18 protein-coding genes are annotated in these 22,062 nt (G+C 63.1%); 12 read left to right on the top strand and 6 right to left on the bottom strand.

What is annotated here, in order from left to right:
* Positions 1 to 47: 47 nt before the first annotated feature.
* The gene (locus CK627_RS10165; RefSeq protein WP_095592253.1) at positions 48 to 1,151 is read left to right on the top strand and encodes an anhydro-N-acetylmuramic acid kinase; all 1,104 of its coding nucleotides are present in this window, start codon (positions 48 to 50) and stop codon (positions 1,149 to 1,151) included.
* 90 nt (positions 1,152 to 1,241) lie between these two features.
* Here CK627_RS10165 and hchA read toward each other — a convergent pair whose 3' ends face one another.
* Positions 1,242 to 2,105: a glyoxalase III HchA gene (gene hchA / locus CK627_RS10160; protein WP_095592252.1), complete on the bottom strand. Its 864-nt coding sequence runs from the start codon at positions 2,103 to 2,105 to the stop codon at positions 1,242 to 1,244.
* Positions 2,106 to 2,939: 834 nt separating this feature from the next.
* Between hchA and CK627_RS10155 the strand changes: the two genes are divergently transcribed.
* Positions 2,940 to 4,205, top strand: a complete 1,266-nt coding sequence (locus CK627_RS10155) for a RidA family protein (protein WP_095592251.1) — start codon at positions 2,940 to 2,942, stop codon at positions 4,203 to 4,205.
* A 144-nt stretch (positions 4,206 to 4,349) separates the two neighbouring features.
* On the opposite strand, the gene CK627_RS10150 is transcribed toward CK627_RS10155, so the two are convergent.
* Together CK627_RS10150 and tkt are read right to left on the bottom strand one after the other, a co-directional pair.
* Positions 4,350 to 4,748 (bottom strand): hypothetical protein, encoded by a 399-nt coding sequence (locus CK627_RS10150; RefSeq protein WP_017778453.1) that lies wholly within the window; start codon positions 4,746 to 4,748, stop codon positions 4,350 to 4,352.
* A 406-nt stretch (positions 4,749 to 5,154) separates the two neighbouring features.
* Positions 5,155 to 7,146 carry a transketolase gene (gene tkt / locus CK627_RS10145; protein ID WP_054544334.1) on the bottom strand — a complete coding sequence of 664 codons (1,992 nt, stop codon included), beginning with the start codon at positions 7,144 to 7,146 and terminating at the stop codon, positions 5,155 to 5,157.
* 342 nt (positions 7,147 to 7,488) lie between these two features.
* On the opposite strand from tkt, the gene metK reads away from it, so the two are divergent.
* The 5 genes from metK to gshB all read left to right on the top strand — a co-directional run bounded on the left by metK (position 7,489) and on the right by gshB (position 11,880).
* Positions 7,489 to 8,640 carry a methionine adenosyltransferase gene (metK, locus tag CK627_RS10140; protein WP_005303314.1) on the top strand — a complete coding sequence of 384 codons (1,152 nt, stop codon included), beginning with the start codon at positions 7,489 to 7,491 and terminating at the stop codon, positions 8,638 to 8,640.
* Positions 8,641 to 8,709: 69 nt separating this feature from the next.
* The gene (locus CK627_RS10135; RefSeq protein WP_095592250.1) at positions 8,710 to 9,243 is read left to right on the top strand and encodes a SprT family zinc-dependent metalloprotease; all 534 of its coding nucleotides are present in this window, start codon (positions 8,710 to 8,712) and stop codon (positions 9,241 to 9,243) included.
* 73 nt (positions 9,244 to 9,316) lie between these two features.
* Positions 9,317 to 10,018: an endonuclease gene (locus tag CK627_RS10130; protein WP_010633240.1), complete on the top strand. Its 702-nt coding sequence runs from the start codon at positions 9,317 to 9,319 to the stop codon at positions 10,016 to 10,018.
* A gap of 130 nt (positions 10,019 to 10,148) precedes the next feature.
* Positions 10,149 to 10,880: a 16S rRNA (uracil(1498)-N(3))-methyltransferase gene (gene rsmE, locus CK627_RS10125; RefSeq protein ID WP_010633239.1), complete on the top strand. Its 732-nt coding sequence runs from the start codon at positions 10,149 to 10,151 to the stop codon at positions 10,878 to 10,880.
* Positions 10,881 to 10,926: 46 nt separating this feature from the next.
* Positions 10,927 to 11,880, top strand: coding sequence for a glutathione synthase (gshB, locus tag CK627_RS10120; protein ID WP_005303321.1), 954 nt, complete (start codon positions 10,927 to 10,929; stop codon positions 11,878 to 11,880).
* A gap of 93 nt (positions 11,881 to 11,973) precedes the next feature.
* On the opposite strand, the gene CK627_RS10115 is transcribed toward gshB, so the two are convergent.
* Complete coding sequence (locus CK627_RS10115) at positions 11,974 to 13,599, bottom strand: methyl-accepting chemotaxis protein (RefSeq protein WP_095592249.1); 1,626 nt, start codon at positions 13,597 to 13,599, stop codon at positions 11,974 to 11,976.
* Between the two features lie 118 nt (positions 13,600 to 13,717).
* Here CK627_RS10115 and CK627_RS10110 point away from each other — a divergent pair, with 118 nt between their 5' ends.
* Complete coding sequence (locus tag CK627_RS10110) at positions 13,718 to 14,272, top strand: YqgE/AlgH family protein (RefSeq protein ID WP_005303325.1); 555 nt, start codon at positions 13,718 to 13,720, stop codon at positions 14,270 to 14,272.
* A gap of 46 nt (positions 14,273 to 14,318) precedes the next feature.
* Positions 14,319 to 14,741 carry a Holliday junction resolvase RuvX gene (ruvX, locus tag CK627_RS10105; RefSeq protein WP_005303327.1) on the top strand — a complete coding sequence of 141 codons (423 nt, stop codon included), beginning with the start codon at positions 14,319 to 14,321 and terminating at the stop codon, positions 14,739 to 14,741.
* A 45-nt stretch (positions 14,742 to 14,786) separates the two neighbouring features.
* Here ruvX and dtpB read toward each other — a convergent pair whose 3' ends face one another.
* Together dtpB and blaAQU are read right to left on the bottom strand one after the other, a co-directional pair.
* Positions 14,787 to 16,289 (bottom strand): dipeptide/tripeptide permease DtpB, encoded by a 1,503-nt coding sequence (gene dtpB / locus CK627_RS10100; RefSeq protein WP_005303329.1) that lies wholly within the window; start codon positions 16,287 to 16,289, stop codon positions 14,787 to 14,789.
* Between the two features lie 554 nt (positions 16,290 to 16,843).
* Positions 16,844 to 17,986, bottom strand: coding sequence for an AQU family class C beta-lactamase (gene blaAQU, locus CK627_RS10095; RefSeq protein WP_095592248.1), 1,143 nt, complete (start codon positions 17,984 to 17,986; stop codon positions 16,844 to 16,846).
* 192 nt (positions 17,987 to 18,178) lie between these two features.
* Between blaAQU and CK627_RS10090 the strand changes: the two genes are divergently transcribed.
* Genes CK627_RS10090 through CK627_RS10080 form a run of 3 tightly spaced genes read left to right on the top strand, consistent with a single transcriptional unit; the run spans position 18,179 to position 22,039 of the window.
* Complete coding sequence (locus tag CK627_RS10090; RefSeq protein WP_095592247.1) at positions 18,179 to 19,099, top strand: AAA family ATPase; 921 nt, start codon at positions 18,179 to 18,181, stop codon at positions 19,097 to 19,099.
* Positions 19,099 to 20,085: a DUF58 domain-containing protein gene (locus tag CK627_RS10085; protein WP_095592246.1), complete on the top strand. Its 987-nt coding sequence runs from the start codon at positions 19,099 to 19,101 to the stop codon at positions 20,083 to 20,085. The genes CK627_RS10090 and CK627_RS10085 overlap by 1 nt, the downstream gene beginning before the upstream one ends.
* On the top strand, positions 20,072 to 22,039 hold the full coding sequence (locus CK627_RS10080) for a transglutaminase TgpA family protein (protein ID WP_095592245.1): 1,968 nt from the start codon (positions 20,072 to 20,074) through the stop codon (positions 22,037 to 22,039). Before CK627_RS10085 ends, CK627_RS10080 begins: the two co-directional genes overlap by 14 nt.
* The last annotated feature ends 23 nt before the right edge of the window (positions 22,040 to 22,062 follow it).

Below are 22,062 nucleotides of genomic sequence, written 5' to 3'. Positions count from 1 at the left end.
CTCCCTCTGTCACGTACTTTTTCCCGCTCTGCAAGTAAGGAAGCCCCATGACTGAACGCTATATAGGCTTGATGTCCGGTACCAGCATGGATGGTATCGACGCCGTGCTGGTACTGATCGAGGGGGATCAACTGCGGGTCGAGGCGGCCGTCAGCCACCCCTGGCCCACCGCCCACGAGCTGCACGCTCTCAGCACCCCGGGCGACAACGAGATCGATCGCATGGGGGTGGCCGACAACCTGGTCGCCCGCGAGTTTGCCGCCGCCACCCACGCCCTGCTGGCCAAGGCGGGGCTGACTCCCAGGGATATTCGCGCCATCGGCAGCCACGGCCAGACCATCCGCCACCGTCCCCAGCTCGGCTTTACCCTGCAGATCGGCAACGCGGCCCTGCTGGCGGCGCTGACCGGTATCGACGTGGTGGCCGATTTTCGCACCATGGACATGGCCCTCGGCGGCCAGGGGGCGCCGCTGGTGCCCGCCTTCCATCAGGCCTTCTTTGCCCGCCCCGGCGCCCTGCGGGTGGTGCTCAACCTCGGCGGCATCGCCAATATCTCGGTGCTGCCGGGCCAGGCCGACGGAGTCTATGGCTTTGATACCGGCCCGGCCAACACCCTGCTCGACGGCTGGTATCGCCGCCATCACCCCCAGGGGGCCGGTTACGATGCCGGCGGCCAGTGGGCGGCCAGCGGCCAGCTTATCCCTGCACTGCTGGAGCAGCTGCTGGCCCACCCCTACTTTGCCGCCCCTCACCCCAAGAGCACCGGGCGGGAGATGTTTACCCTCGACTGGCTCGATGGCGAGCTGGCCGGCCGCGCCCATGCCCCGGCGGATGTGCAGCGCACCCTGCAGGCGCTTACCTGCCACAGCATCGCCCGCCAGCTGCCCGCACTGACGGATGCGCAGAGCCGGCCCGAGCTGTTTGTCTGCGGCGGCGGCGCCCATAACGCCCCGCTGCTGGCGGAGCTGGCCAGCCTGCTGCCCGGCTGGCGCATCGCCAACACGGCCGAGCTGGGGATAGCTCCCGACTGGATGGAAGGCGCGGCGTTTGCCTGGCTGGCGCAGCGCTTTATCCACCGCCAACCCGGCAACCTGCCCGCTGTCACCGGCGCCAGCCGCCCCGCTGTACTGGGTGCCCTCTATCCTGCCTGACCCAATAGAGCAGGGCCGTCACTCGACGGCCCTGCTGTTTCATTTCCTGCCTGTTCAGCGCTGCTAGCCCCTCTTGCGAGGGACGTGACACTATCGGCGGCTCACTGCCTCCAGCAGGGTAGTGGCAGCCAGCTTGCCGAGCGGATTGCCAGCCAGCGGGCTGTCACCAGTCAGCAGATTGCGATCCCGGCACACCTCCCCCGAGATACCGCGGTTGACGATCTCAAAGCCCATCCCCTTGAGCCGCTCGCCAAACTTCCAGGTGAGCCGGCCCGGCATGTAGCCGATCGCCGGCGTCTGCTCATCCAGCGCATCGGGGAAGGCACAGATCCGGTAGCCGGCGAAGGTGTGCGGATTGGCCACCGCCAGCAAGGCCGCCGGCCCGTGGCAGAGGGTGATGATGAAACGCTCGTGTGCCATCGCCCACACCAGCAGCGCCTTGACCTCGGCGCTCTCGGGCAACCCCATCAGGGCGCCGTGCCCGCCGGGAATGAACACGCCGAGGTAGTCCGAATCAGGGGCCTGCACCTGGGCCAGCAGATCCGCCAGTTTGGCGGGCTGGCGGAACTGCCCCTGGTATTTGCCATAGAGCCCCACCACCGCCTCATCCTCCGTCGGCATGGCCCACCACTCGAACTTGACTGGATTCCCCGACAGGGTGGCTACCTCAAAGGCAAAGCCCGCCTTGTCGAGGTGATACATGGGCAGCAGGGTTTCCACCGGGTGGTTGCCAGTAGAGAACAGGGTGCCGTTGTCGGTGGGCAGATAGCGCTCATCGGCCCCGATCAACAAGATCTTCCAGCGGCCGCCGCGATAGGGGGCGGGATAGTCGGCCCCCGCCAGATCCGACTTGCGCGAAGTGAACTGGCTCAATGAATAGAGGGAAGGGAAAAAGGCATTCTGCTCCGCCGGATCCGGAGTCGGTTGCTTGTCGTCAATCAGCTTCTCGGTCATGGGACTCTCTCCATCATGGGTTGACTCGCTCTCACAGTATTGGCTGCCAGGGGCCGGGTAAATGCGCAGTGCCCTTCCCTCTGACAGGGCGCTGACGCACGGCGCCCGCGCAGCCAGGTCCTGTTCGCGCCGCTGAAAATATATGGCATATGCAGGGTTCCATCCTGCCCGTCTGGTTGCCGCATCCGGCAGTGAACGGCGCCCCTCATTTCCATCCGCTCTTGCCACCTCAGCTTATTGCCATGCAGATGGGCTGAATGTTATTTCAATGGCTCTCTTTCGGCTCACTTCAGGCATATTTTTGGCCTTATGAAAAGCCCTTCACCAGGCCGAAAAATAAATAGCTATGCAAAACCGGGATAATATCCTGCAAGTTGGTCAGATTTATTAACCTGGGATTTACAGCTGGTAACCAAAATCGGCGCTAATAAAGACGCCATCAGCCACCTGCATGGCAAAAAATGGGATCCCCATCACCTTTATTGCTCTTTCTGGTCATGCATTGAATAGCAAAGTGAATATATTTCACTCTGTTGAGCCACCTCATAGAAACCGGATCCCGGTTTGCATCCGCTGGCGAACGCCCCCTAGAATCCTCCCGTCTGAATCATCAAGCCGATTTATTTCTCCCTTATCCGTTTGTACGCGCCGGCGGCACCGGCGGCACCGGCACAAGGCTTTACACAGTGATGACCATGGTCCCTTGCCCCGTCGCCCTGCGGCGGGAACGGGCAACTGTTGCCGCCATCATGGGTATCGCCCTGCGTGACGCATTCGGCCAGGGAAGAGCAACGCGGCCTGACCCTACATCAAAAACGAAAAAGGAGTATCGCCATGAGTGGTACCATCATCAAGTCAGCCAGAAATACCGCCAATGCACCGCAGGATCTGAGCCCCAGCACCCAGAGCGTGGCGTTCTCCCACTACAACAATATCTCCGCCCAGCTGCCGGTCGACCCGAAAACGGGCGCGCTGGTCGTAGGGGATATCAAGGCGCAGGCCAGACAGTGCCTCACCAATATCAAGGCCATCGTCGAGAGCATCGATCATGTGATGGATGACGTGGTCAAAATCACGGTGTTTCTCAAAGAGATTGCCGATCTCGACGCGGTCAACGCAGTCTATGGCGAGTTCTTCCCGCGCCTGCTGCCGACCCACACCGTGCTGGCGGTGGCCGGTCTGCCGCTCGGCGCCGCCGTGCAGATGGACGCGCTCATCTCCAACGGTGAAGGCACCTTCCCGCAGGCACCCTGCCCGCTGCTGAAGCTCTCCCGCAACAGCGACAAGGCGCCGCAGGATCCGCTCTCGACCCATACCGTCGCCTTCTCCCACTACAACAACATAGGCGCGCAACTGCCGGTCGATGCGGCCTCAGGCCAGCTGGTCGCCGGTGGTATCCAGCAGCAGGCTGGCCAGTGCCTGCGCAACATCAAGCACGTGCTGGAGAGCATCGATGTGCCGTTTGACGATATCGTCAAGGTCACCGTCTATCTGACCAGCCTGGCCGATCTGGACGCCGTCAACGAGGTCTACACCACCTTCTTCCCGGACTCCGCCATTGCTCGCGCCGTCGCCTACCTGCCGGCCCGCAGCGTGATCGTGGCCTCCGCCCTGCCGCTCGGCGCCCGGGTGCAGATGGATGCGGTCATCTCCCACGGTGACGGCACCCCGCCACAACTGGTGGAAGACAGACACAATCTGGTGATCAGCGCCCGCAATACCGACAAGGCACCGCGCAGCCCCCTGCACACCCAGACCGTCGCCTTCTCCCACTACAACCATATCGCCGGCCAGCTGCCGGTTGATCTGGCCACCGGCAAGATCCTGACCGGTTGTGTCAAGGAGCAGACCGCCCAGTGCCTCGGCCATATCAAGACCATCGTCGAGAGCATCGGCCACGTGATGGACGATATCGTCAAGGTCAATATCCAGCTGAAGAACATCGCGGATCTGGCGGACGTGGATGCCATCTACACCAAATACTTCCCGGCCTATCTGCCCGCCCGCACCGTGATTGGCGTGAGCGAGCTGCCCGCCGGCGCCCTGGTGCAGATTGATGCGGTGATGTCCAACGCGGAAAGCACCCCGCCGCAGGCGTAAGGTTTGTTGAAATAAAAAGAGACCGGCTATATGCCGGTCTCTTTTTTGGTAACACGAGGGAATATTCTTCTTATGGCATCGACACAGATGCGCGAACGTCCGATGACGCTACGCTAATCGAACCTGTGGGCCAATAACACGCTATCAAATATGGCGTTTCAATTCAGCTTCCCACTGCTTGAACAATTTAAAATCGCTCTCTGCCCTGCTCTTGGCCGCTGTGAACCACTGCACTCCGACCTCATCAGAATGTCTGAACTCCAACCTGAACTCATACTTGGTGCTAATCACCAGTGCCAGACATGCTCCAATCAGAAATGCAATGGCAGGAAGAATCCATGTAATAGCCTGACCTTGTGCATCCGTTGGCACAAATATGAACAGTAGACTGGAAGCGATGGCCCCCAACATAATCATATTGAGTATTTTGTCTTTCCAGGAAAGGACCCGAACCTGTACGTTCGATATTTTACCGAGATCATAACTATCTTTATTGACTTGTAGCTTTTTTGCCGACTGATTGATGACAATGGAACAAGACATGGGAAAACTCCATTTCAGATATACGTCACATGACATTTTTATAATTAACAACGGCACATACAGAATTGACCAGGCCCCGGAAAGCTTGCCGCTTGATGCCATCACCAGGCAGCGACACATAGCTTACGTCACGTTGGCTGAATGAAAACGGCCGAATATCCATGGAGCGCTGATAATGACGGGGATGGTCGGCAGGAATGGTATCGTATGGCGCTACTTTTGGAAGTAACTTGCAAAGAAAAAGCGAGATGGATCAAGTAATCGATCCGGCCAATCTTCACATCGACAGACTCACGCTCGCCATGCCAAATTCGCCAATAAAACGCCCCCCATCTTGCGATGGAGGGCGTTTTATTTTCCGGCTATTGGGCCTGCGCGGCCCAACGTTCAGGAATTACAGGAGCTGTTACAGGGACTCAGCGGTCGCAACCACGTTTTCCACGGTAAAGCCGAATTCCTTGAACAGCAGCTCGGCCGGCGCAGACTCACCGAAGGAGCGCATGCCGATGATCTTGCCGCCAAAGCCAACATACTTGTACCAGTAGTCGGCGATGCCCGCTTCGATGGCCACACGCTTGGTGACGGAGGACGGCAGCACGGACTCCTTGTACTCGGCGGATTGAGCGTCGAATACGTCGGTAGACGGCAGAGAGACCACACGCACGGCACGACCCTTGGCAGTCAGCTGCTCATAGGCGGCAACGGCCAGTTCCACTTCGGAACCGGTGGCGATCAGGATCAGCTCCGGAGTACCGGCGCAATCCTTCAGCACGTAGCCACCCTTGGCGGTATCGGCCAGCTGCTGGGCGGTGCGGTCCATCTGGGCCAGGTTCTGACGAGAGAAGATCAGAGAGGTCGGGCCGTCGGTACGCTCGATGGCGTGTTTCCAGGCGATGGCAGATTCAACCTGGTCACACGGACGCCAGGTGCTCATGTTCGGAGTCAGACGCAGGGAGGCGATCTGCTCGACCGGCTGGTGAGTCGGACCATCTTCACCCAGACCGATGGAGTCGTGGGTGTAAACGAAGATGGAACGCTGCTTCATCAGGGCAGCCATGCGCAGGGCGTTGCGGGCGTACTCCATGAACATCAGGAAGGTGGCGCCGTAGGGGATGAAACCACCGTGCAGGGCGATACCGTTCATGATGGCGGACATGCCGAACTCGCGTACACCGTAGTGGATGTAGTTGCCGGAGGCATCGTCGTTGGTCAGGGACTTGGAACCGGACCACATGGTCAGGTTGGACGGCGCGAGATCCGCGGAGCCACCCATGAACTCCGGCAGCAGCTTGCCGAAGGCTTCCAGTGCGTTCTGGGACGCTTTACGGGTGGCGATCTTGGCCGGGTTGGCCTGCAGGGTTTCGATGATCTTGGCAGAGTCGGCAGCCCAGTTGGCCGGCAAGTCGCCTGCGGTGCGGCGCTTGAACTCGGCAGCCAGTGCCGGGTGAGCGGCTTCATAGGCGGCGAACTTGGCAGCCCAGTCGGATTCCAGCTTGGCGCCCTTCTCCTGACCGTTCCACTCGGCAGCGATGTCGGCCGGGATAACGAACGGTGCGTGGTCCCACTTCAGGAAGGCACGAGCGGCGGCGATCTCGTCGTTGCCCAGCGGTGAGCCGTGGCAGTCGTGAGAGCCGGACTTGTTCGGGGAACCGTAACCGATGATGGTGCGGCAGCAGATCAGGGTCGGCTTGCCGGTCTCGGCCTTGGCGGCTTCGATGGCAGCGTTGATCGCTTCCGGGCTGTGACCGTCAACGGCCGGGATGACGTGCCAGCCGTAGGCTTCGAAGCGCTTGACGGTGTCGTCGGTGAACCAGCCTTCCACGTGACCGTCGATGGAGATGCCGTTGTCATCCCAGAACGCGATCAGTTTGCCCAGTTGCAGGGTACCGGCCAGGGAGCAAGCCTCGTGGGAGATACCTTCCATCAGGCAGCCGTCGCCCATGAAGGCGTAGGTATAGTGGTCAACGATGTCGTGACCCGGCTGGTTGAACTGCTCGGCCATGGCCTTCTCGGCGATCGCCATGCCCACGGCGTTGGTGATGCCCTGACCCAGCGGACCGGTAGTGGTCTCGACGCCAGGCGCATAACCGTACTCCGGGTGACCCGGGGTGCGAGAGTGCAGCTGGCGGAAGTTTTTCAGATCGTCGATGGAGAGGTCATAACCGGAGAGGTGCAGCAGGGAGTACAGCAGCATGGAGCCGTGGCCGTTGGAGAGGATGAAACGGTCGCGGTCGGCCCACTTGGGGTTGTTCGGGTTATGTTTCAGGTGGCTGCGCCACAATACTTCGGCGATATCCGCCATTCCCATGGGGGCGCCCGGGTGACCGGAGTTGGCTTTTTGAACGGCATCCATACTCAATGCGCGAATGGCATTGGCAAGCTCTTTACGAGAAGGCATCTGTATCTCCTGCGATTGCTTCATTTGATGGCCAAGATTAAGGCGCGTCATTGTCCCAGCAGGGGGCGCGGCGTGCAAATATTATCTGGGCGAATAAAGCCGCTTTGGGAGCTCAATCGCTTTTCTTGACGGGGCAAACGATTGAGTCGTAACCACTATCTACCCCAAATGGGGTGAAGAACGGATCTTGTTCGGCCAGGGGGCGGCAAAACCAAAATAGTGCTGGCAATCGAGGGGGTCGCTAACTAAAATGGACGTCCAGATGTAGATACCTCTACAATCATCCTATCATCACCCGGTTATTGCTGCGGCGATAACCCCAGACAAGCTGAGAATCCCATCATGGCAAAGCTGTTTACTTCCGAGTCGGTCTCCGAAGGCCATCCCGACAAGATTGCGGATCAGATCTCCGATGCGGTCCTGGACGCCATCCTCAAGCAAGACACCAAGGCACGCGTTGCCTGCGAGACCCTGGTCAAGACCGGCATGGTCATGGTGGCCGGTGAAGTAACCACCACCGCCTGGGTAGACATCGAGCAGATCGTGCGCGACACCGTGCGCGAGATCGGCTACACCCACTCCGACATGGGCTTCGACGCCGACTCCTGCGCCGTGCTGAACGCCATCGGCAAGCAGTCCCCGGACATCAACCAGGGCGTTGACCGCAGCGATCCGCTGGAACAGGGCGCGGGCGACCAGGGCCTGATGTTCGGCTACGCCACCAACGAAACCGACGTGCTGATGCCGGCCCCCATCACCTACTCCCACCTGCTGGTGAAGCGTCAGGCCGAAGTGCGCAAGAACGGCACCCTGCCGTGGCTGCGTCCGGATGCCAAGAGCCAGCTGACCTTCGCCTACGACGACGCCGGCAAGATCATCGGTGTGGATGCCGTGGTGCTCTCTACCCAGCACGCCGAATCCATCAGCCACAAAGACCTGGTTGAAGCGGTGCGCGAAGAGATCATCAAGCCGGTGCTGCCGGCCGAGTGGATCAACAAGGACACCAAATACTTCATCAACCCGACCGGCCGTTTCGTTATCGGCGGCCCGATGGGTGACTGCGGTCTGACCGGTCGCAAGATCATCGTCGACACCTACGGCGGCATGGCCCGTCACGGTGGTGGCGCCTTCTCCGGCAAGGATCCGTCCAAGGTTGACCGCTCCGCTGCCTACGCCGCCCGCTACGTGGCCAAGAACATCGTCGCCGCCGGTCTGGCCGATCGCTGCGAAGTACAGGTCTCCTACGCCATCGGCGTGGCCGAGCCGACCTCCATCAGCGTCGAAACCTTCGGCACTGCCAAGGTGGCCGAGGATCTGCTGGTCAAGCTGGTGCGCGAGCACTTCGAACTGCGTCCGTACGGCCTGATCCAGATGCTGGATCTCAAGCGCCCGATCTACCAGGCCACTGCCGCCTACGGTCACTTCGGTCGCAACGAGTTCCCGTGGGAGCAGACCGACAAGGCCGAACTGCTGCGTTCCGCCGCCGGCCTGTAAGCGTCGCGCTTGTGGTATAAAGGGGAGCCTGGCTCCCCTTTTGCTTGTCCGCCATTTGCCGAGAACCCGATGTCCGCCACCGCTACCCGCCTCGATCCCGCCCTGCACGAGCAGCTGCTCACCCGCGTCGACGCCTGTTTTGTGCAGGCCGAAGCACGCCTTGGCCGCTCCTTTCCCCGCCCACAGGTGCACTGCAACATGCGCGGTCGGGCGGCGGGTTCGGCGCGGCTGCAGACCTGGGAGCTGCGCTTCAACCCGGCCCTCTATCAGGCCAACCAGCAGGCGTTTCTGGCCGAGGTGGTGCCCCACGAGGTGGCCCATCTGCTGGTCTATGCCCTGTGGGGAGAAGGGCGTGGCAGATCGCGGGTGCTGCCCCACGGCCGCCAGTGGCAATCTGTGATGCGGGAGCTGTTCGGCCTTGAGCCCAGAACCACCCACAGCTTCGATCTGGCGGTACTGGCGCAGCCGACCATCCCCTATCGCTGCCTCTGCCAGCAGCATCAGCTGTCGGTGCGCCGCCACAACAAGGTGGTACGCGGCGAGGCCCGCTACCACTGCCGTCGCTGTCGGCAGCCGCTGGAACAGCTCGTAACCTCGCAGTAAGCCAGCCGGTGTCGCGCCCTTGTGGTAGGGTGCCCGCCATCGTTCGTCAATCATCCCGTTTGCAAGGAATCCCATGCGTCTCATCTCTTCCCTCGCCCTGACCCTGCTGGCCGGTTTGCCGCTGCTCAGCGCGCCCCTGCATGCCCAGACCTTTCGCGAAGCCAAGCAGGATCTGGTCAAGCTCTACCAGAGCCAGCCCGCTGTCACCACCATCTACTGCGGCTGCAACATCGACTATCAGGGCAAGAAAATGAGCCCGGATCTCGCCAGCTGCGGCTATGAGCCGCGCAAGCAGCCCAAGCGCGCCGCCCGCATCGAGTGGGAACACGTGGTACCGGCCTGGGAGTTCGGCCACCAGCTCAAGTGCTGGCAGCAGGGGGGCCGCAAGAACTGCGGCAAGAGCGACGAGTTCAACCAGATGGAGGGGGACATGCACAACCTCTTCCCCGCCGTTGGCGAAGTGAACGGCGATCGGGCCAACTTCCGCTTCTCCGACTGGAACGGCACTCCGGATCAGTACGGCCAGTGCCGGATGCTGGTGGATTTCAAGGAGCGCCGGGTGCAGCCACCCAAGGGGCCGGTACGGGGCCAGATCGCCCGCGCCTACCTCTACATGAGCCAGCAGTATGGGCTGCGTCTGGCGGCGCAACAGCGTAAACTGTTCGAAGCCTGGGACAGGCAGTACCCGGCCGACGGCTGGGAGTGCGAGCGCAACCGCCGCATCGGCAAGCTGCAGGGCAATACCAACCCCTTTATTGAAAAGCAGTGCCAGTAACCCCATTTGACCTGGGAGGGGGATCGCCCCCTCTTATCATGAAACCCTTCACCCTCGGTCTCGTGAGCCTTGCTCGCCGCCGTGCAGTAGGATATTGAAGGGTTTCCAAGCAAGAGACTGACTATCAGCCATGCGCATTCCACGTATCTATGAACCGGCCGCCCTGCAGGTGGGCCAGACCCTCGCCCTGTCGGAAGATGGCGCCAACCACATCGGCCGGGTACTGCGCATGCAGCCGGGTCAGCAGCTCGAGCTGTTCAACGGCGACGGCAACCAGTACCCCGCCACCATCGCCAATGTGGGCAAGAAGTCCGTTGAGGTGACCATCGACAGCTGCGAGCAACGCTCGGTGGAGTCACCGCTGGCCATCCACCTGGGTCAGGTGATCAGCCGCGGCGACAAGATGGACTTCACCATCCAGAAATCGGTGGAGCTGGGCGTCACCTGCATCACCCCGCTCTTCTCCGAGCGCTGCGGCGTCAAGCTGCCGGCCGATCGGCTGGAGAAAAAACGCGAACAGTGGCAGAAGGTGGTGATCAGCGCCTGCGAGCAGTGTGGCCGCAATACCGTGCCCGAGGTGCGCATGCCGATGGAGCTGGACGCCTGGCTGGCGGAAGAGACCAAGGAGCTCAAGCTCAACCTGCACCCGCGCGCCCCTTACAGCATCAACACCCTGCCGGTTCCTGAGCACGGCGTGCGGCTGCTGATCGGCCCGGAAGGGGGCTTGTCGAGCGACGAGATCGCCCGTACCGTGCAGGAAGATTTCAAAGAGATGCTGCTGGGGCCGCGGGTGCTGCGCACCGAAACCGCAGCCCTGACCGCGATTACTGCGCTGCAGTGTCGCTTCGGCGATCTGGCCTAACTCCCGGAGCCTGCCAAGGCGGGCTCCTCTACAGAAGGAACAGCGGATGACCATTAAACTCGGCATCGTGATGGACCCCATCTCGGCCATCAACATCAAGAAGGACTCCAGCTTCGCCATGCTCGAAGAGGCGCAAAAGCGCGGCTACGAGCTGTTCTATCTGGAGATGAAGGATCTCTACATGGAGGCCGGTCGCGCCTTCGGCACCATGCGTCCGCTCACCGTCAAATATGACTATGCCGACTGGTATAGCCTCGGCGAGGTGGTGGATCAGCCGCTCTCCAGCCTGGACGTGATCCTGATGCGCAAGGATCCCCCCTTCGACACCGAGTTCATCTACGCCACCTACATGCTGGAGCGGGCCGAGGACGAGGGTTGCCTCATCGTCAACAAGCCCCAGAGCTTGCGCGACGCCAACGAGAAGCTCTACACCGCCTGGTTTGCCGAGCACACCCCGACCACGCTGGTGACCCGCCGCGCCGACAAGCTGCGCGCCTTCCACGCCCAGCACAAGGACGTGATCCTCAAGCCCCTGGACGGCATGGGCGGCGCCTCCATCTTCCGCATGAAGGAGGATGACGCCAACGTCGGCGTCATCATCGAGACCCTCACCGCTCACGGCAGCCAGTACTGCATGGCGCAGACCTATCTGCCCGCCATCAAGGATGGCGACAAGCGGGTGCTGGTGGTGGACGGTGAGCCGGTTCCCTACTGTCTGGCCCGCATCCCGGCCCAGGGGGAGACCCGTGGCAACCTGGCTGCCGGCGGCCGTGGCGAGGCGCGCCCCCTGAGCGAGGCGGACTGGGCCATCGCCCGCGCGGTGGGCCCGACGTTGAAAGAGAAGGGGCTCATCTTCGTCGGCCTCGACATCATCGGCGATCGGCTGACCGAGATTAACGTCACCAGCCCGACCTGCATCCGCGAGATTGAAGCGGCCTTCGACGTGCACATCACCGGCATGCTGATGGACGCCATCGAGCGTCGGCTGGCCAAGGCTTAAGCCGTCCCAGCCCAGCAGTGACGACAGACTATAAACAACAGAGGCGGCCCCTGGGCCGCCTCTTTTACATCCATCTATCCAGCGTCAGTCCCCTCAGCAGCGGAACTGCCCCACCTTCTCCTTGAGATCCCCCGACAACTGCTCCAGCTCGTGACAGTTCTGGTTGAGCTGGGTGGCCGCCCCGGTCGACTCGGTCGCGATATGGGCGATGTTGACCACGTTGCGGGTGATCTCCTCGGCCACCTTGCTCTGCTCCTCCGCCGCCGTGGCAATCTGGGTATTCATCTCGTTGATCACGTTGACCGAGCTGACGATCTCGCCGAGCGCCTGACCACAGGCCAGCACGGTACGGTTGGACTCTTCCACCTGCTCCAGCCCCTGCTCCATGCTGCTGGCCGCCTGATTGGCCCCCTGCTGCAACTTGACGATGGTCTTGCCGATCTCTTCGGTGGAGCGCTGGGTACGCTGGGCCAGGGTGCGCACCTCGTCGGCCACCACCGCAAAGCCACGCCCCTGATCCCCTGCCCGCGCCGCCTCGATGGCGGCATTGAGGGCCAGCAGGTTGGTCTGCTCGGCGATGCCGCGAATGGCGTCCATCACGCTGCCGATGTCCCGGCTGTCATCCGCCAGCTGGGTGATCATGGCCGCCGTGTTCTGGATCTGGGAGGAGAGGTGTGACATGCGCACAATGGCATCCTCCACGATCTGGTGGCCGTGCCGTGCGCTGTCGTCGGCATGACGGGCCGCATCGGCCGCCTGGTTGGAGCTGTTGGCCACCTCGGCCACCGTGCTGCTCATCTGGTTCATGGCGGTCGCGGTCTGATCCGTCTCCGCCTGCTGCTGGGCAAACCGCTGGCGGCTCTCGACCCCGATATGAGCCAGCTGGGCCGATGCCCTGGCAAGCTGCTCGGCAGTCTCGTTGATCTGGGCGATGAGGCCGCGGAAATGGCGGATCACCTCGTTGAGGGAGTGCGCCAGGCTGCCCATCTCATCCTTGCGCAGCACGGGAGCCAGCCGGCTCAAGTCGAGATCCGTCTGCATGCCGCGCAGGATCTGCCCCATGGCCGCCAGCGGCTGACTGACGCTGCGCCCGGCCCAGATCCCGATGAACAGGACGCAGCCCCCCACCACCACAAACAGCGCGACAAACAGCTGGGTCAGCTGCTGCCTGAGCTGGTTGAGCTCGATCACCTTCTTCTCCGCCTCCTGCAGCTGGAACGCCACCTGCTCGCTCACCGCATCGCTGACCGGGTCGATCACCTGATAGAGCGGCATGATGGCGGCGGCGAGCGCCGCGTTGTGCTCGCCCGGCGAGCCGTCCAGCAGCCCCATCACCTTTTCTATCTCCCGGTTGGCGGCGGCAAACAGCGCCTCCACCTTGTCCGCCCGTCTGCGCTCCTCGTCACTCATGTCGTGACTGCGATACTGGCGCCAGATGGTGGCGATCTCCTGCTGGGCGGCGCTCATGTCGGCCTTGGAGCGGGCCGGCTCGAAGCCCCCGACGTTGGCCTTGTTGGCGGCATCGATCACCTTGACCGCATAGAGATCGGCGATCTGCTTGAGCTCCTTGAGCTGGACCACCTCCCCCTGATACATGGCGTTGATGCCGGTCATCAGCCGGGACATCGCCTGGGTCGCTCCTATGACCAGCAGCAACAGCGCCAGCAGGGGAACAACACAGCCCAGGATCAACTTCTGCCTGATTGAAATACCTTCCATGGCTTTCTCTCCACTGAAACAGATTGACTGGTCTGAGCCAGCCGCCCAAAAAGCGGTTTTGCCAGACGAAGCGAGCTGCCATAATTGACTGCAAATACCTTTGCAATATTTGGCCCATATGCAAACACTGCAAAATCACTTCCTGCTCGCCATGCCGAGCCTCACCGACCCCTATTTCGAGCGCTCGCTGGTCTATCTGTGCGAACACAACGAAGAGGGCGCCATGGGGCTGGTGGTCAATATTCCGGTGGACATGTCGCTGGAGACCATGCTGGATCAGCTCAAGCTGGCACCGCCCGCCAACCCGGAACTCAAGCAGCCGGTGCTGCAGGGGGGGCCGGTTCACGCCGATCGCGGCTTCGTGCTGCACAGCTTCCGCCCCGGTTTCAACTCCACCCTGCAGGTGGGGGACGAGCTGATGGTCACCACCTCCAAGGACATACTGGAGACCCTGGGTACCGAGGAGGCACCGGCGCACTGGCTGGTGGCGCTCGGTTACGCCGGCTGGAGCGCGGGGCAACTGGAACAGGAGCTGGTGGACGGCGCCTGGCTGGTGATCCCCCCCAATCCGGATCTGGTGTTCAAGACCCCCATCCACCAGCGCTGGCAACGCGCCGCCGCCAGCATCGGGGTCAATCCCGTTCACCTATCCAGCGACATCGGCCACGGCTGATGCAATCTGCTGTGCAATTTGCGACGCATTCTGAGGAAATTACCCAATGTCATCACGCAGTATCATGGGCTTTGACTACGGCACCAAGAGCATAGGGGTCGCCATCGGTCAGGAGCTCACCGGCACGGCCCGCCCGCTGCGCGCCCTCAAGGCCAACGACGGCATCCCCAACTGGGACGAGATAGACAAGCTGCTCAAGGAGTGGCAACCGGACCTGCTGGTGGTGGGTCTGCCGCTCAACATGGACGGCACCGAGCAGGAGATCACGGTGCGCGCCCGCAAGTTCGGCAACCGCCTGCACGGCCGCTTTGGCAAGCAGGTGGAGTTCAAGGACGAGCGGCTCACCACTACCGATGCCCGCGCCCGCCTGTTCGAACAGGGTGGCTATAGGGCGCTGGAGAAGGGGAGCGTGGATGGCGTCTCCGCCCAGCTCATCCTGGAAGCCTGGATGGAAGAGCAATACGACTGATCTGCCGGGGTGAGGCGCTCGTGCTCCTCACCCCTTCTGCCCCTCTCAGGCCTTGGCCTGCGACAGTTCCTCCTCCTCGCCATGGCGCTCACCGGCCTGCATCATGCGGTTGAGCCAGGGCACCATCAGCCCCATCACCCCCGCCACCAGCAGAGTCACCAGACCAATCTTGCCAAACACGTCCGTGTAGATGGGCAGGGTCTGCAGCGGATCCGTCACCCCTTGCGGCACCGCGGTAAAGGTCGCCACATAGCCCCCGAGCAGGGAGGCCATCGCCTGGGTCAGGAACCACATACCAAGGATGAAGCCCATCAGCCGCTGCGGCACCAGCGCCGCCACCATGGCCAGCCCCAGGGCGCTGATCATCAGCTCCCCCAGACTCTGGAACAGATAGATGAGCACCATGAACCAGGGTGAGGTGAGCCCCTGCGCATCGGCAAACCAGATGCCGGACGCCGCCGCGGTGAGAAAACCGAGGGAGCAGAACAGCATGCCCAGGGTGAACTTGAGCGGCATGGTGAGATCCCGCCCCTGGCTGCCCAGCCGGGTATAGATCATCGCCAGCACCGGGCTGCCCAACACCACCCAGAAGGGGTTGAGCGCCTGGAAGCTGACCGGGTTGACGGTCACCCCCAGCATTTCATGGTGCATGTTGTTGATGGCAAAGAAGTTGAGCGAGGTCGGCATCTGGGCATAGAGCACGTAGAACACCACCGCCTCCAGCATCAGCACGAAGGCCACGTACATCTTGTTGCGCCCGACGCTGTCGAGCTTGAACGCCTCGCGAAAGAAGAAGACCACCACGGCCAGGGTCACCGTCATCAGCACCATGTTGGCGATCACCACGTGGTGCATCAGCCAGGCGCAGAAGAAGACCAGGGCGACCGAGCCCAACAGCACCAGCAGCAGCTTGCCGTAGTCGAGCGGCAGGTGGTCGGGGGCCGAGCCTATTCCCTTGACCATGCGGCGGCAGGCGAAGAAGGTGAGCAGGGCGATCACCAGGCCGACCCCGCACAGGTTGTAGGTCACTGTGTAGCCGTAGTGATCGGCCACCACGGGAGCCAGCGACAGGGAGATGAGCGAGCCGACGTTGATCGACATGTAGAACAGGGTGAAGGCGCCATCCAGTCGGGGATCACCGGGCTCGTAGCACTTGGCGAGCAGGCTGGCGGGGTTGGCCTTGAACAGGCAGTTGCCGACGGCGATGGTGCCCAGTGCATAGAAGATGAGGTCAGGGTTGTAGATGGACATGCCGGTCATGAAGTAGCCGATGACCAGTACGATGGCCCCCAGCACCATGGTGCGCTTGGTCCCCAGAATATGGTCACCCACGTAACCGCCCACCGAGATGAGGCCGTACACCAGCGCCGAGAAGGCACCGAAGGTGATGAAGGACTGCTCCTGGGAAAAGCCCAGCTGCTGGACGAAGAACACTGCCAGCAGGCCCTGGACGCCGTAATAGCCGAAGCGCTCCCAGAGCTCGACGAAGAAGATCATGAAAAAGGGTTTGGGTTGTTGCAACAACCCGGTCGGGGTGGATGGACGCATGCTAACCTACCTGTCTGTATGTATTTTCTTATTCATGTGAGCGGCCCCGCAGCCTGGTTGGCCAGGGGTCGCAAGCTTGCTGCCGCGATGCAGACGAAAGGGGGAACAGGCCGGCTGGCCCGGATAGGATGATGTTGAGGGGCGATAGTTTTCGCCATGCCATGAACCTCCCTGCTCGGGTCATCGACCCCTTGCTGGCGGCAGACCGAATATCGGCGGGCAACCAAAAATGGGGATCGAACGGGCCTTCCTCTCCTGCCGCGACTCGCTTCCAGTCAAGATGGCCCGGCATTCACCGCATAACGTTAAAACATCGAGCAATCATCACTATTTATGATAATTAACTACATATGAAGCAAGTAAGCCGTAGATCACACTTGTAACTACACTATCAGTGAAGTTTTCTAATGCAGCGGAATTAGTTTTGTTAATCTCAAACGGGTCTTTGTTTTGCTGCTGCCCCCAGACCAGATGACAACGCCGGGCAAAGCCCGGCGTTTTTCAGAACAGGTGGGTCGCGGCAAATGGCGCCGTGACCCGCGGCCAGTGCCGACTCAGGGAGCCAGCTTGCTCAGGATGGCGTGGGCCGCCTTTACCCTCTCCTGGATGGGGTAGTTGCGGTTGGCCAGCATGACGATGCCCACTCCCTTGGCCGGCACGAAGGCCACATAGGCGCCAAAGCCGTTGGTCGAGCCGGTCTTGTTGAAGAGCCGCTGGCTCCCCATCTCCTTCGGCGCGGCCGTCGTCGGATTGGCCTTCATGATCACCTGGGCCGAGTTGCCCGCCAGCAGCGTCTGCTCGCTGACCGGATAGGGGTAACTCTCCCAGCCCAGCCCCTGGGTCATCTCGCCTACCGAGTAGCGTCCCTGGTGGGTCAAAGCGATGGCCTGCTGCAATCCCTTGTCATCCACCCCCTTGACGTTGGCCTTCACGAAGGCGAGCAGATCCGCCGAGCTGGTCTTGATGCCGTAGGCCTCGTCCGCCAGCACCCCTGGCGTGACCCTGATGGGCTTGTCCTCTTTCGAATAGCCATAGGCGTAGTTCGCCATCGCCTGCTTCGGCACATTGATATAGGTGTGATGCAGGCCGAGCCCTGGCAGCAGGGTCTGCTCCATCAACTGGGCAAACGGCTGCTGCAGACTGCTCGCCGCCAGATAGCCGAACAGGCCGATACTGGGGTTGGAGTACTGGCGATGGCTGCCTGGTTGATAGGCCGGCGTCCACTGGCGATAGTAAGCCTGCATCTGCTCGAGCGATTCCACCTCGTCGGGGAATTGCAGCGGCAGACCCCCGGCACTGTAAGTGGCAAGCTCGGCCATGGTAATGCCATCAAAGGCGGAGCCCTTGAGCCAGGGAGCGTGCCGGCTCACCTTGTCATCCAGCCCAATGCTCCCCTTGACCACGGCGTAGGCCCCCAGGGTCGCGGTCAGGGTCTTGCTGACCGAGCCAATCTCGAACAGGGTCTGCTCGCTGACCTTCTTCCCCGTCGCCAGCTCGGCAACCCCGTAGTTGAAGTAGTGGGGCTGCCCCTCTTTGAACACGGCTACCGCCATGCCCGGGATCCTGTGCTCTTTCACCAGCGGACGAATGACGTCATCCACTACCCCGACCAGCGGATCGGCGGGAGCGGCCTGGGTGAGGGGCGACAGCAGCAGGGCGCTCAGCGCCAGCAACGACAAGGGTGAGGTTTGCTTCATGACGATAGATCTCGTGAGGTTGGAAAGCCGCCAGCATAGCGGGCCAATATGTGGCGAACATGAGCACAGGTGAAGTCTGTGTGAAGTCGCGCCTCAAATCATCCGGATTCAATGGGTTATCTGCAACTTATCCTCTTGCCACCGAACTGGCGTATTAAGCTGTAGGGGCAACGACACCGAGGGGAGGCACCCGTGCAGACACAACCACAGATAACCCGGCTGCTGACGGCGCTGGAGCAGGTGATCCTGGGCAAGCCGCTGCAGCTCAAGATAGCCCTGGTGACCCTGCTGGCTCGCGGCCACCTGCTGATCGAGGATCTGCCCGGCATGGGCAAGACCACCCTGGCCCACGCCCTGGCGCAAGTGCTGGGGCTCGACTGCCGGCGGGTGCAGTTCACCGCCGATCTGCTGCCGGCCGACCTGCTGGGGCTGCAGATCTTTGACCCCCAGCAGCAGCAGTTTCGCTTTCACCCCGGCCCCGTCTTTGCCCAGGTGTTGCTGGCGGACGAGATCAACCGCGCCAGCCCCAAGGTGCAGAGCGCCCTGCTGGAGGCCATGGCCGAGGGCAAGGTGAGCATCGAGGGGCAGAGCCACCCGCTCCCCTCCCCCTTCTTCGTCATCGCTACCCAGAACCCGGCGGATCAATCGGGCACCTACCCCTTGCCGGAATCCCAGCTCGATCGCTTCGCGGTGCGCCTCTCTCTGGGCTTTCCGACCCCGGAGGCGGAGCGGCGGCTGCTGCGTGGGGCCAGTCAGAGCGCTCCCCTCGAACGCCAGCTCGATGCCGCAGATCTTGCCGCCCTGCAGGCCGAGGCGGCGCAGATCCACCTCGCCGATGCCACCCTCGACTACCTGCTGGCACTGGTGCAGCAGAGCCGCTTCGACGCCGAGCTGCCGCAGCCGCTCTCACCCCGCGCCGCCCAGACTCTGCTGGCGGTGAGCCGGGCCTGGGCGCTGGTGGCGGGCCACCGCTTCGTCAGCGTGGAGGATGTGCAGGCGGTCTTCCCCTATGTGGCCGAGCACAGGCTAAGGGGGAGCTTTGGTGTGCAGCGCGGTGAAGCCTGCCCGCTCAGCCAGCGCCTGTTGGCCCGGGTCGATCCGGATCGACCCTGATGAACTGGCGCCAGCGCAGAGCCAGGTGGCAGCAAGGCTGGCTGGCCAGGCGCATCCCGCCGGCGCGCCAGCTCACCCTGCAGGGGCGCTGCCTGTTCATTCTGCCCACCCGGCTCGGCCTCTGCTATCTACTGGTGATGCTGGCCATCTATCTGCTCGGCACCAACTACCAGAACAACCTGGTATTGCTGCTGGCCTACGGCCTCGGCAGCCTGTTCATGGTCACCATGTGGCTCACCCACCGCAACCTGCTGGGGTTGGCCCTGCTGGGGGGGCCTGCCGTGCTGGGAGAGGTGGGCAGCCCCTTGCCCATGCGCATTACGGTGCGCAGCGAACGGCCGCTGCAGGCACTGCAGTTTTCCCTCAATGAAGGGCGGCTCTGGCTGGCACAGGTGGATGCGGTGCCCCAACCTCTGCTCCTGCCGGTGCTGGGTAGCCGGCGCGGGCGACTGCCGCTGGAGAGGCTGCGGGTGGAGAGCCGCTACCCCCTCGGCCTGTTTCGCTGCTGGTCGCAGCTGGATTTGCAACTGGAGGGCTGGCTCGCCCCGGCCCCTGCGTACGGCCCATTGCGCGGGGAGGCCGCGACCGACGCGGCGGGCAACCGGGGACAACCCACCCCGGCCTCGATGGGAGATTTCGACATGCTGCGGGCCCACCAGAGCGGGGAGCCGCTCAGCCGGGTTGCCTGGAAACAGCTCGCCCAGGGGCGCGGCCTGCTGGTGAAGCAGTTCTGCGAGCCGGGACAGGATGATACCCACCTCTCCCTCTCCCGGGTTGGCGAGCAGGATCTCGAAGCGAGGCTGGCGGTGCTCGCCTGGTGGTGTGGCGACTATGCCAAGCGGGGCATTCCCTTCAGCCTGACCCTGGCGGGCCGAACGCTCGGGCCGGACAGCGGCCCCGCCTTTTTGCAGCGCTGCCAACTGGCACTGGCCCGCCTCGACGCCCGGGAGCCGATGCCGGAGACAGACCTCGATGCTGCTCGATAACCGGCGCCTGCTGCCGCTGCTCGCCCTGCTGCAACTGCTGCTGATCCCGGCACTCTGGCCCCAGCTGCAGCTCTGGGTGATGGCCGTCTCGCTGCTTGCCCTGGGCGTGCGGACCATGATGCTGTGGCGGGGCTGGCGCCCGCCGCCCGCCGCCGTGCTGGCACTGCTGGCCATACTGGGCGTGGCGCTGCTGGGCTGGCAGTGGCGCCAGCTCGGCACCCTGCCGGCCCTCATCAACCTGCTCTGGCTCGGTTACGGTCTCAAGCTCATCGAGGTACGGCGGGAGCGGGATGTGGAGCAGGTGCTGCTGCTCGCCTTCTTTCTGGTCGCGCTGGCACTGGTGCAGCGCCAAAGCATGGGCTGGGCCCTGGCGATGGCGGGGGCACTCTGGCTGGCAGTCACCACCCTGCTGGCGGCGGTGCAACCTCTCGGCCGACGGCTGTGGCTGCGCGCCGGCGTCACCCTGCTGCTGGCCGCCCCCCTGCTGCTCACTTTGTTTCTGCTGCTGCCAAGGCTACCGCCGCTCTGGCAGATGCCAAGCAGCAACCGCGCCCTCTCCGGCCTCTCGGAGGAGGTAGCCCCCGGCGACATCAGCGAGCTGGTCAACTCCTCCGAGCTGGCTTTTCGCATCAGCTTCGCCTCAGCGCCCCCCCTGCCCCAGGAGCGCTACTTCCCGCTGATGCGCCAGGAGCTGTTCGATGGCCGCCGCTGGTTGTTAAGCGATGAGGTGCGCCGCTGGCAACAGTCCCAATCCGTGCAGACGCAGCCGGCGGCCAACCCGGCGACACCGCTGCCTGCCGGCGGCTATCAGGTGATCGCCGAGCCCCAGCGCCACCGCTGGACCCTGGCCCTGGCCGGCCCCGAAATATTAAGCGGCCCGGTCACCTTGAGCCCCCTCGCCACCCTCTATCGTCGCGATCGGGGGGATGGCCGCGTCAGCTACCGGGTCAGCACGGCCGCCACGGCGCCACCAGCCAGCCAGGCGACCCACCAGCTCAACCTGCAGTTGCCTGCCGGCGGCAACCCCAAGGCGCGGGCCCACGCCCTGATGCTCAAGGCCCGCCATCCGGCGCCAGAGAAGTTCGCCGCCGCCCTGCTGGGCGAGTTTCGTCAGGGCGACTTCTACTACACCCTACAGCCACCACGGCTGGGGCAGGACGGGGTGGATGATTTTCTGTTCGAGAGCCGGCGCGGCTTTTGCGGCCACTACGCCATGGCCACCGCCTTCGTGCTGCGGGCGGCCGGCATCCCGGCCCGGCTGGTGACCGGCTACCTTGGCGGCGAGTGGAATCCGAGGGGCAACTATCTGGAGGTGCACCAGTTCGATGCCCACGCCTGGGTGGAGTATCTGGATGAACAGAACCGCTGGCAGCGGCTCGACCCCACCGCCGCGGTGGCGCCCCAGCGCATCGAGGGGGGCGTGCCGGCGGCCCTGGCTGGCGAGTTCGCCGCCGCTGACCCGCTCTCTTTGCAACGCTATCGCAACTGGGCCCTGCTCAACCAGCTGCGCTGGTGGGGGGCCAACCTTGATTACCAATGGACCCGCTGGGTACTCAACTATGATGCGGCCAGCCTGTGGCAACAGCTGGGGCAACGCTGGCCGGCGCTCTCAGGCCATACCCACTGGCTTATTCTGGCCGCCCTGTCGGGGGTGGCGACTCTGGTGGGCGGGCTGCTGCTCTGGCGTGGCCCGACCCCGGCGAGACTGCGGCTATGGCAGCCCCTGCGCCGGCGCGCCGCCCGCCACGGCTGGCAACCGCTGGCAGGAGAGAGCCTGGCCAGCTGGTGCGAGCGCCTCGCCGATCTCAGACCCTCGCTGGCGCGGCCGCTGCGACAGGGGGCCTGGCTCTACCGGCGCTGGCGTTATGCCCCGCTGTCACCCATTCAGCGCCAACGCACCCTGCGCCAGTTGCGGCGCCGGCTGCGCCAAATCTGCCGGCGCTGGGATGCATAAAGCTGACGGCCAGACAGCATCAA

The organism is Aeromonas dhakensis (assembly GCF_002285935.1).
In the GTDB taxonomy this organism is placed as follows: domain Bacteria; phylum Pseudomonadota; class Gammaproteobacteria; order Enterobacterales; family Aeromonadaceae; genus Aeromonas; species Aeromonas dhakensis.
This window is presented reverse-complemented; position numbering and strand designations above follow the sequence as displayed.

Bases quoted from the DNA above. Each gene is read 5' to 3' on its own strand.
- CK627_RS10165 (WP_095592253.1), top strand. From the start codon at position 48: ATGACTGAACGCTATATAGGCTTGATGTCCGGTACCAGCATGGATGGT.
- hchA (WP_095592252.1), bottom strand. From the start codon at position 2,105: ATGACCGAGAAGCTGATTGACGACAAGCAACCGACTCCGGATCCGGCG.
- CK627_RS10155 (WP_095592251.1), top strand. From the start codon at position 2,940: ATGAGTGGTACCATCATCAAGTCAGCCAGAAATACCGCCAATGCACCG.
- CK627_RS10150 (WP_017778453.1), bottom strand. From the start codon at position 4,748: ATGTCTTGTTCCATTGTCATCAATCAGTCGGCAAAAAAGCTACAAGTC.
- tkt (WP_054544334.1), bottom strand. From the start codon at position 7,146: ATGCCTTCTCGTAAAGAGCTTGCCAATGCCATTCGCGCATTGAGTATG.
- metK (WP_005303314.1), top strand. From the start codon at position 7,489: ATGGCAAAGCTGTTTACTTCCGAGTCGGTCTCCGAAGGCCATCCCGAC.
- CK627_RS10135 (WP_095592250.1), top strand. From the start codon at position 8,710: ATGTCCGCCACCGCTACCCGCCTCGATCCCGCCCTGCACGAGCAGCTG.
- CK627_RS10130 (WP_010633240.1), top strand. From the start codon at position 9,317: ATGCGTCTCATCTCTTCCCTCGCCCTGACCCTGCTGGCCGGTTTGCCG.
- rsmE (WP_010633239.1), top strand. From the start codon at position 10,149: ATGCGCATTCCACGTATCTATGAACCGGCCGCCCTGCAGGTGGGCCAG.
- gshB (WP_005303321.1), top strand. From the start codon at position 10,927: ATGACCATTAAACTCGGCATCGTGATGGACCCCATCTCGGCCATCAAC.
- CK627_RS10115 (WP_095592249.1), bottom strand. From the start codon at position 13,599: ATGGAAGGTATTTCAATCAGGCAGAAGTTGATCCTGGGCTGTGTTGTT.
- CK627_RS10110 (WP_005303325.1), top strand. From the start codon at position 13,718: ATGCAAACACTGCAAAATCACTTCCTGCTCGCCATGCCGAGCCTCACC.
- ruvX (WP_005303327.1), top strand. From the start codon at position 14,319: ATGTCATCACGCAGTATCATGGGCTTTGACTACGGCACCAAGAGCATA.
- dtpB (WP_005303329.1), bottom strand. From the start codon at position 16,289: ATGCGTCCATCCACCCCGACCGGGTTGTTGCAACAACCCAAACCCTTT.
- blaAQU (WP_095592248.1), bottom strand. From the start codon at position 17,986: ATGAAGCAAACCTCACCCTTGTCGTTGCTGGCGCTGAGCGCCCTGCTG.
- CK627_RS10085 (WP_095592246.1), top strand. From the start codon at position 19,099: ATGAACTGGCGCCAGCGCAGAGCCAGGTGGCAGCAAGGCTGGCTGGCC.
- CK627_RS10080 (WP_095592245.1), top strand. From the start codon at position 20,072: ATGCTGCTCGATAACCGGCGCCTGCTGCCGCTGCTCGCCCTGCTGCAA.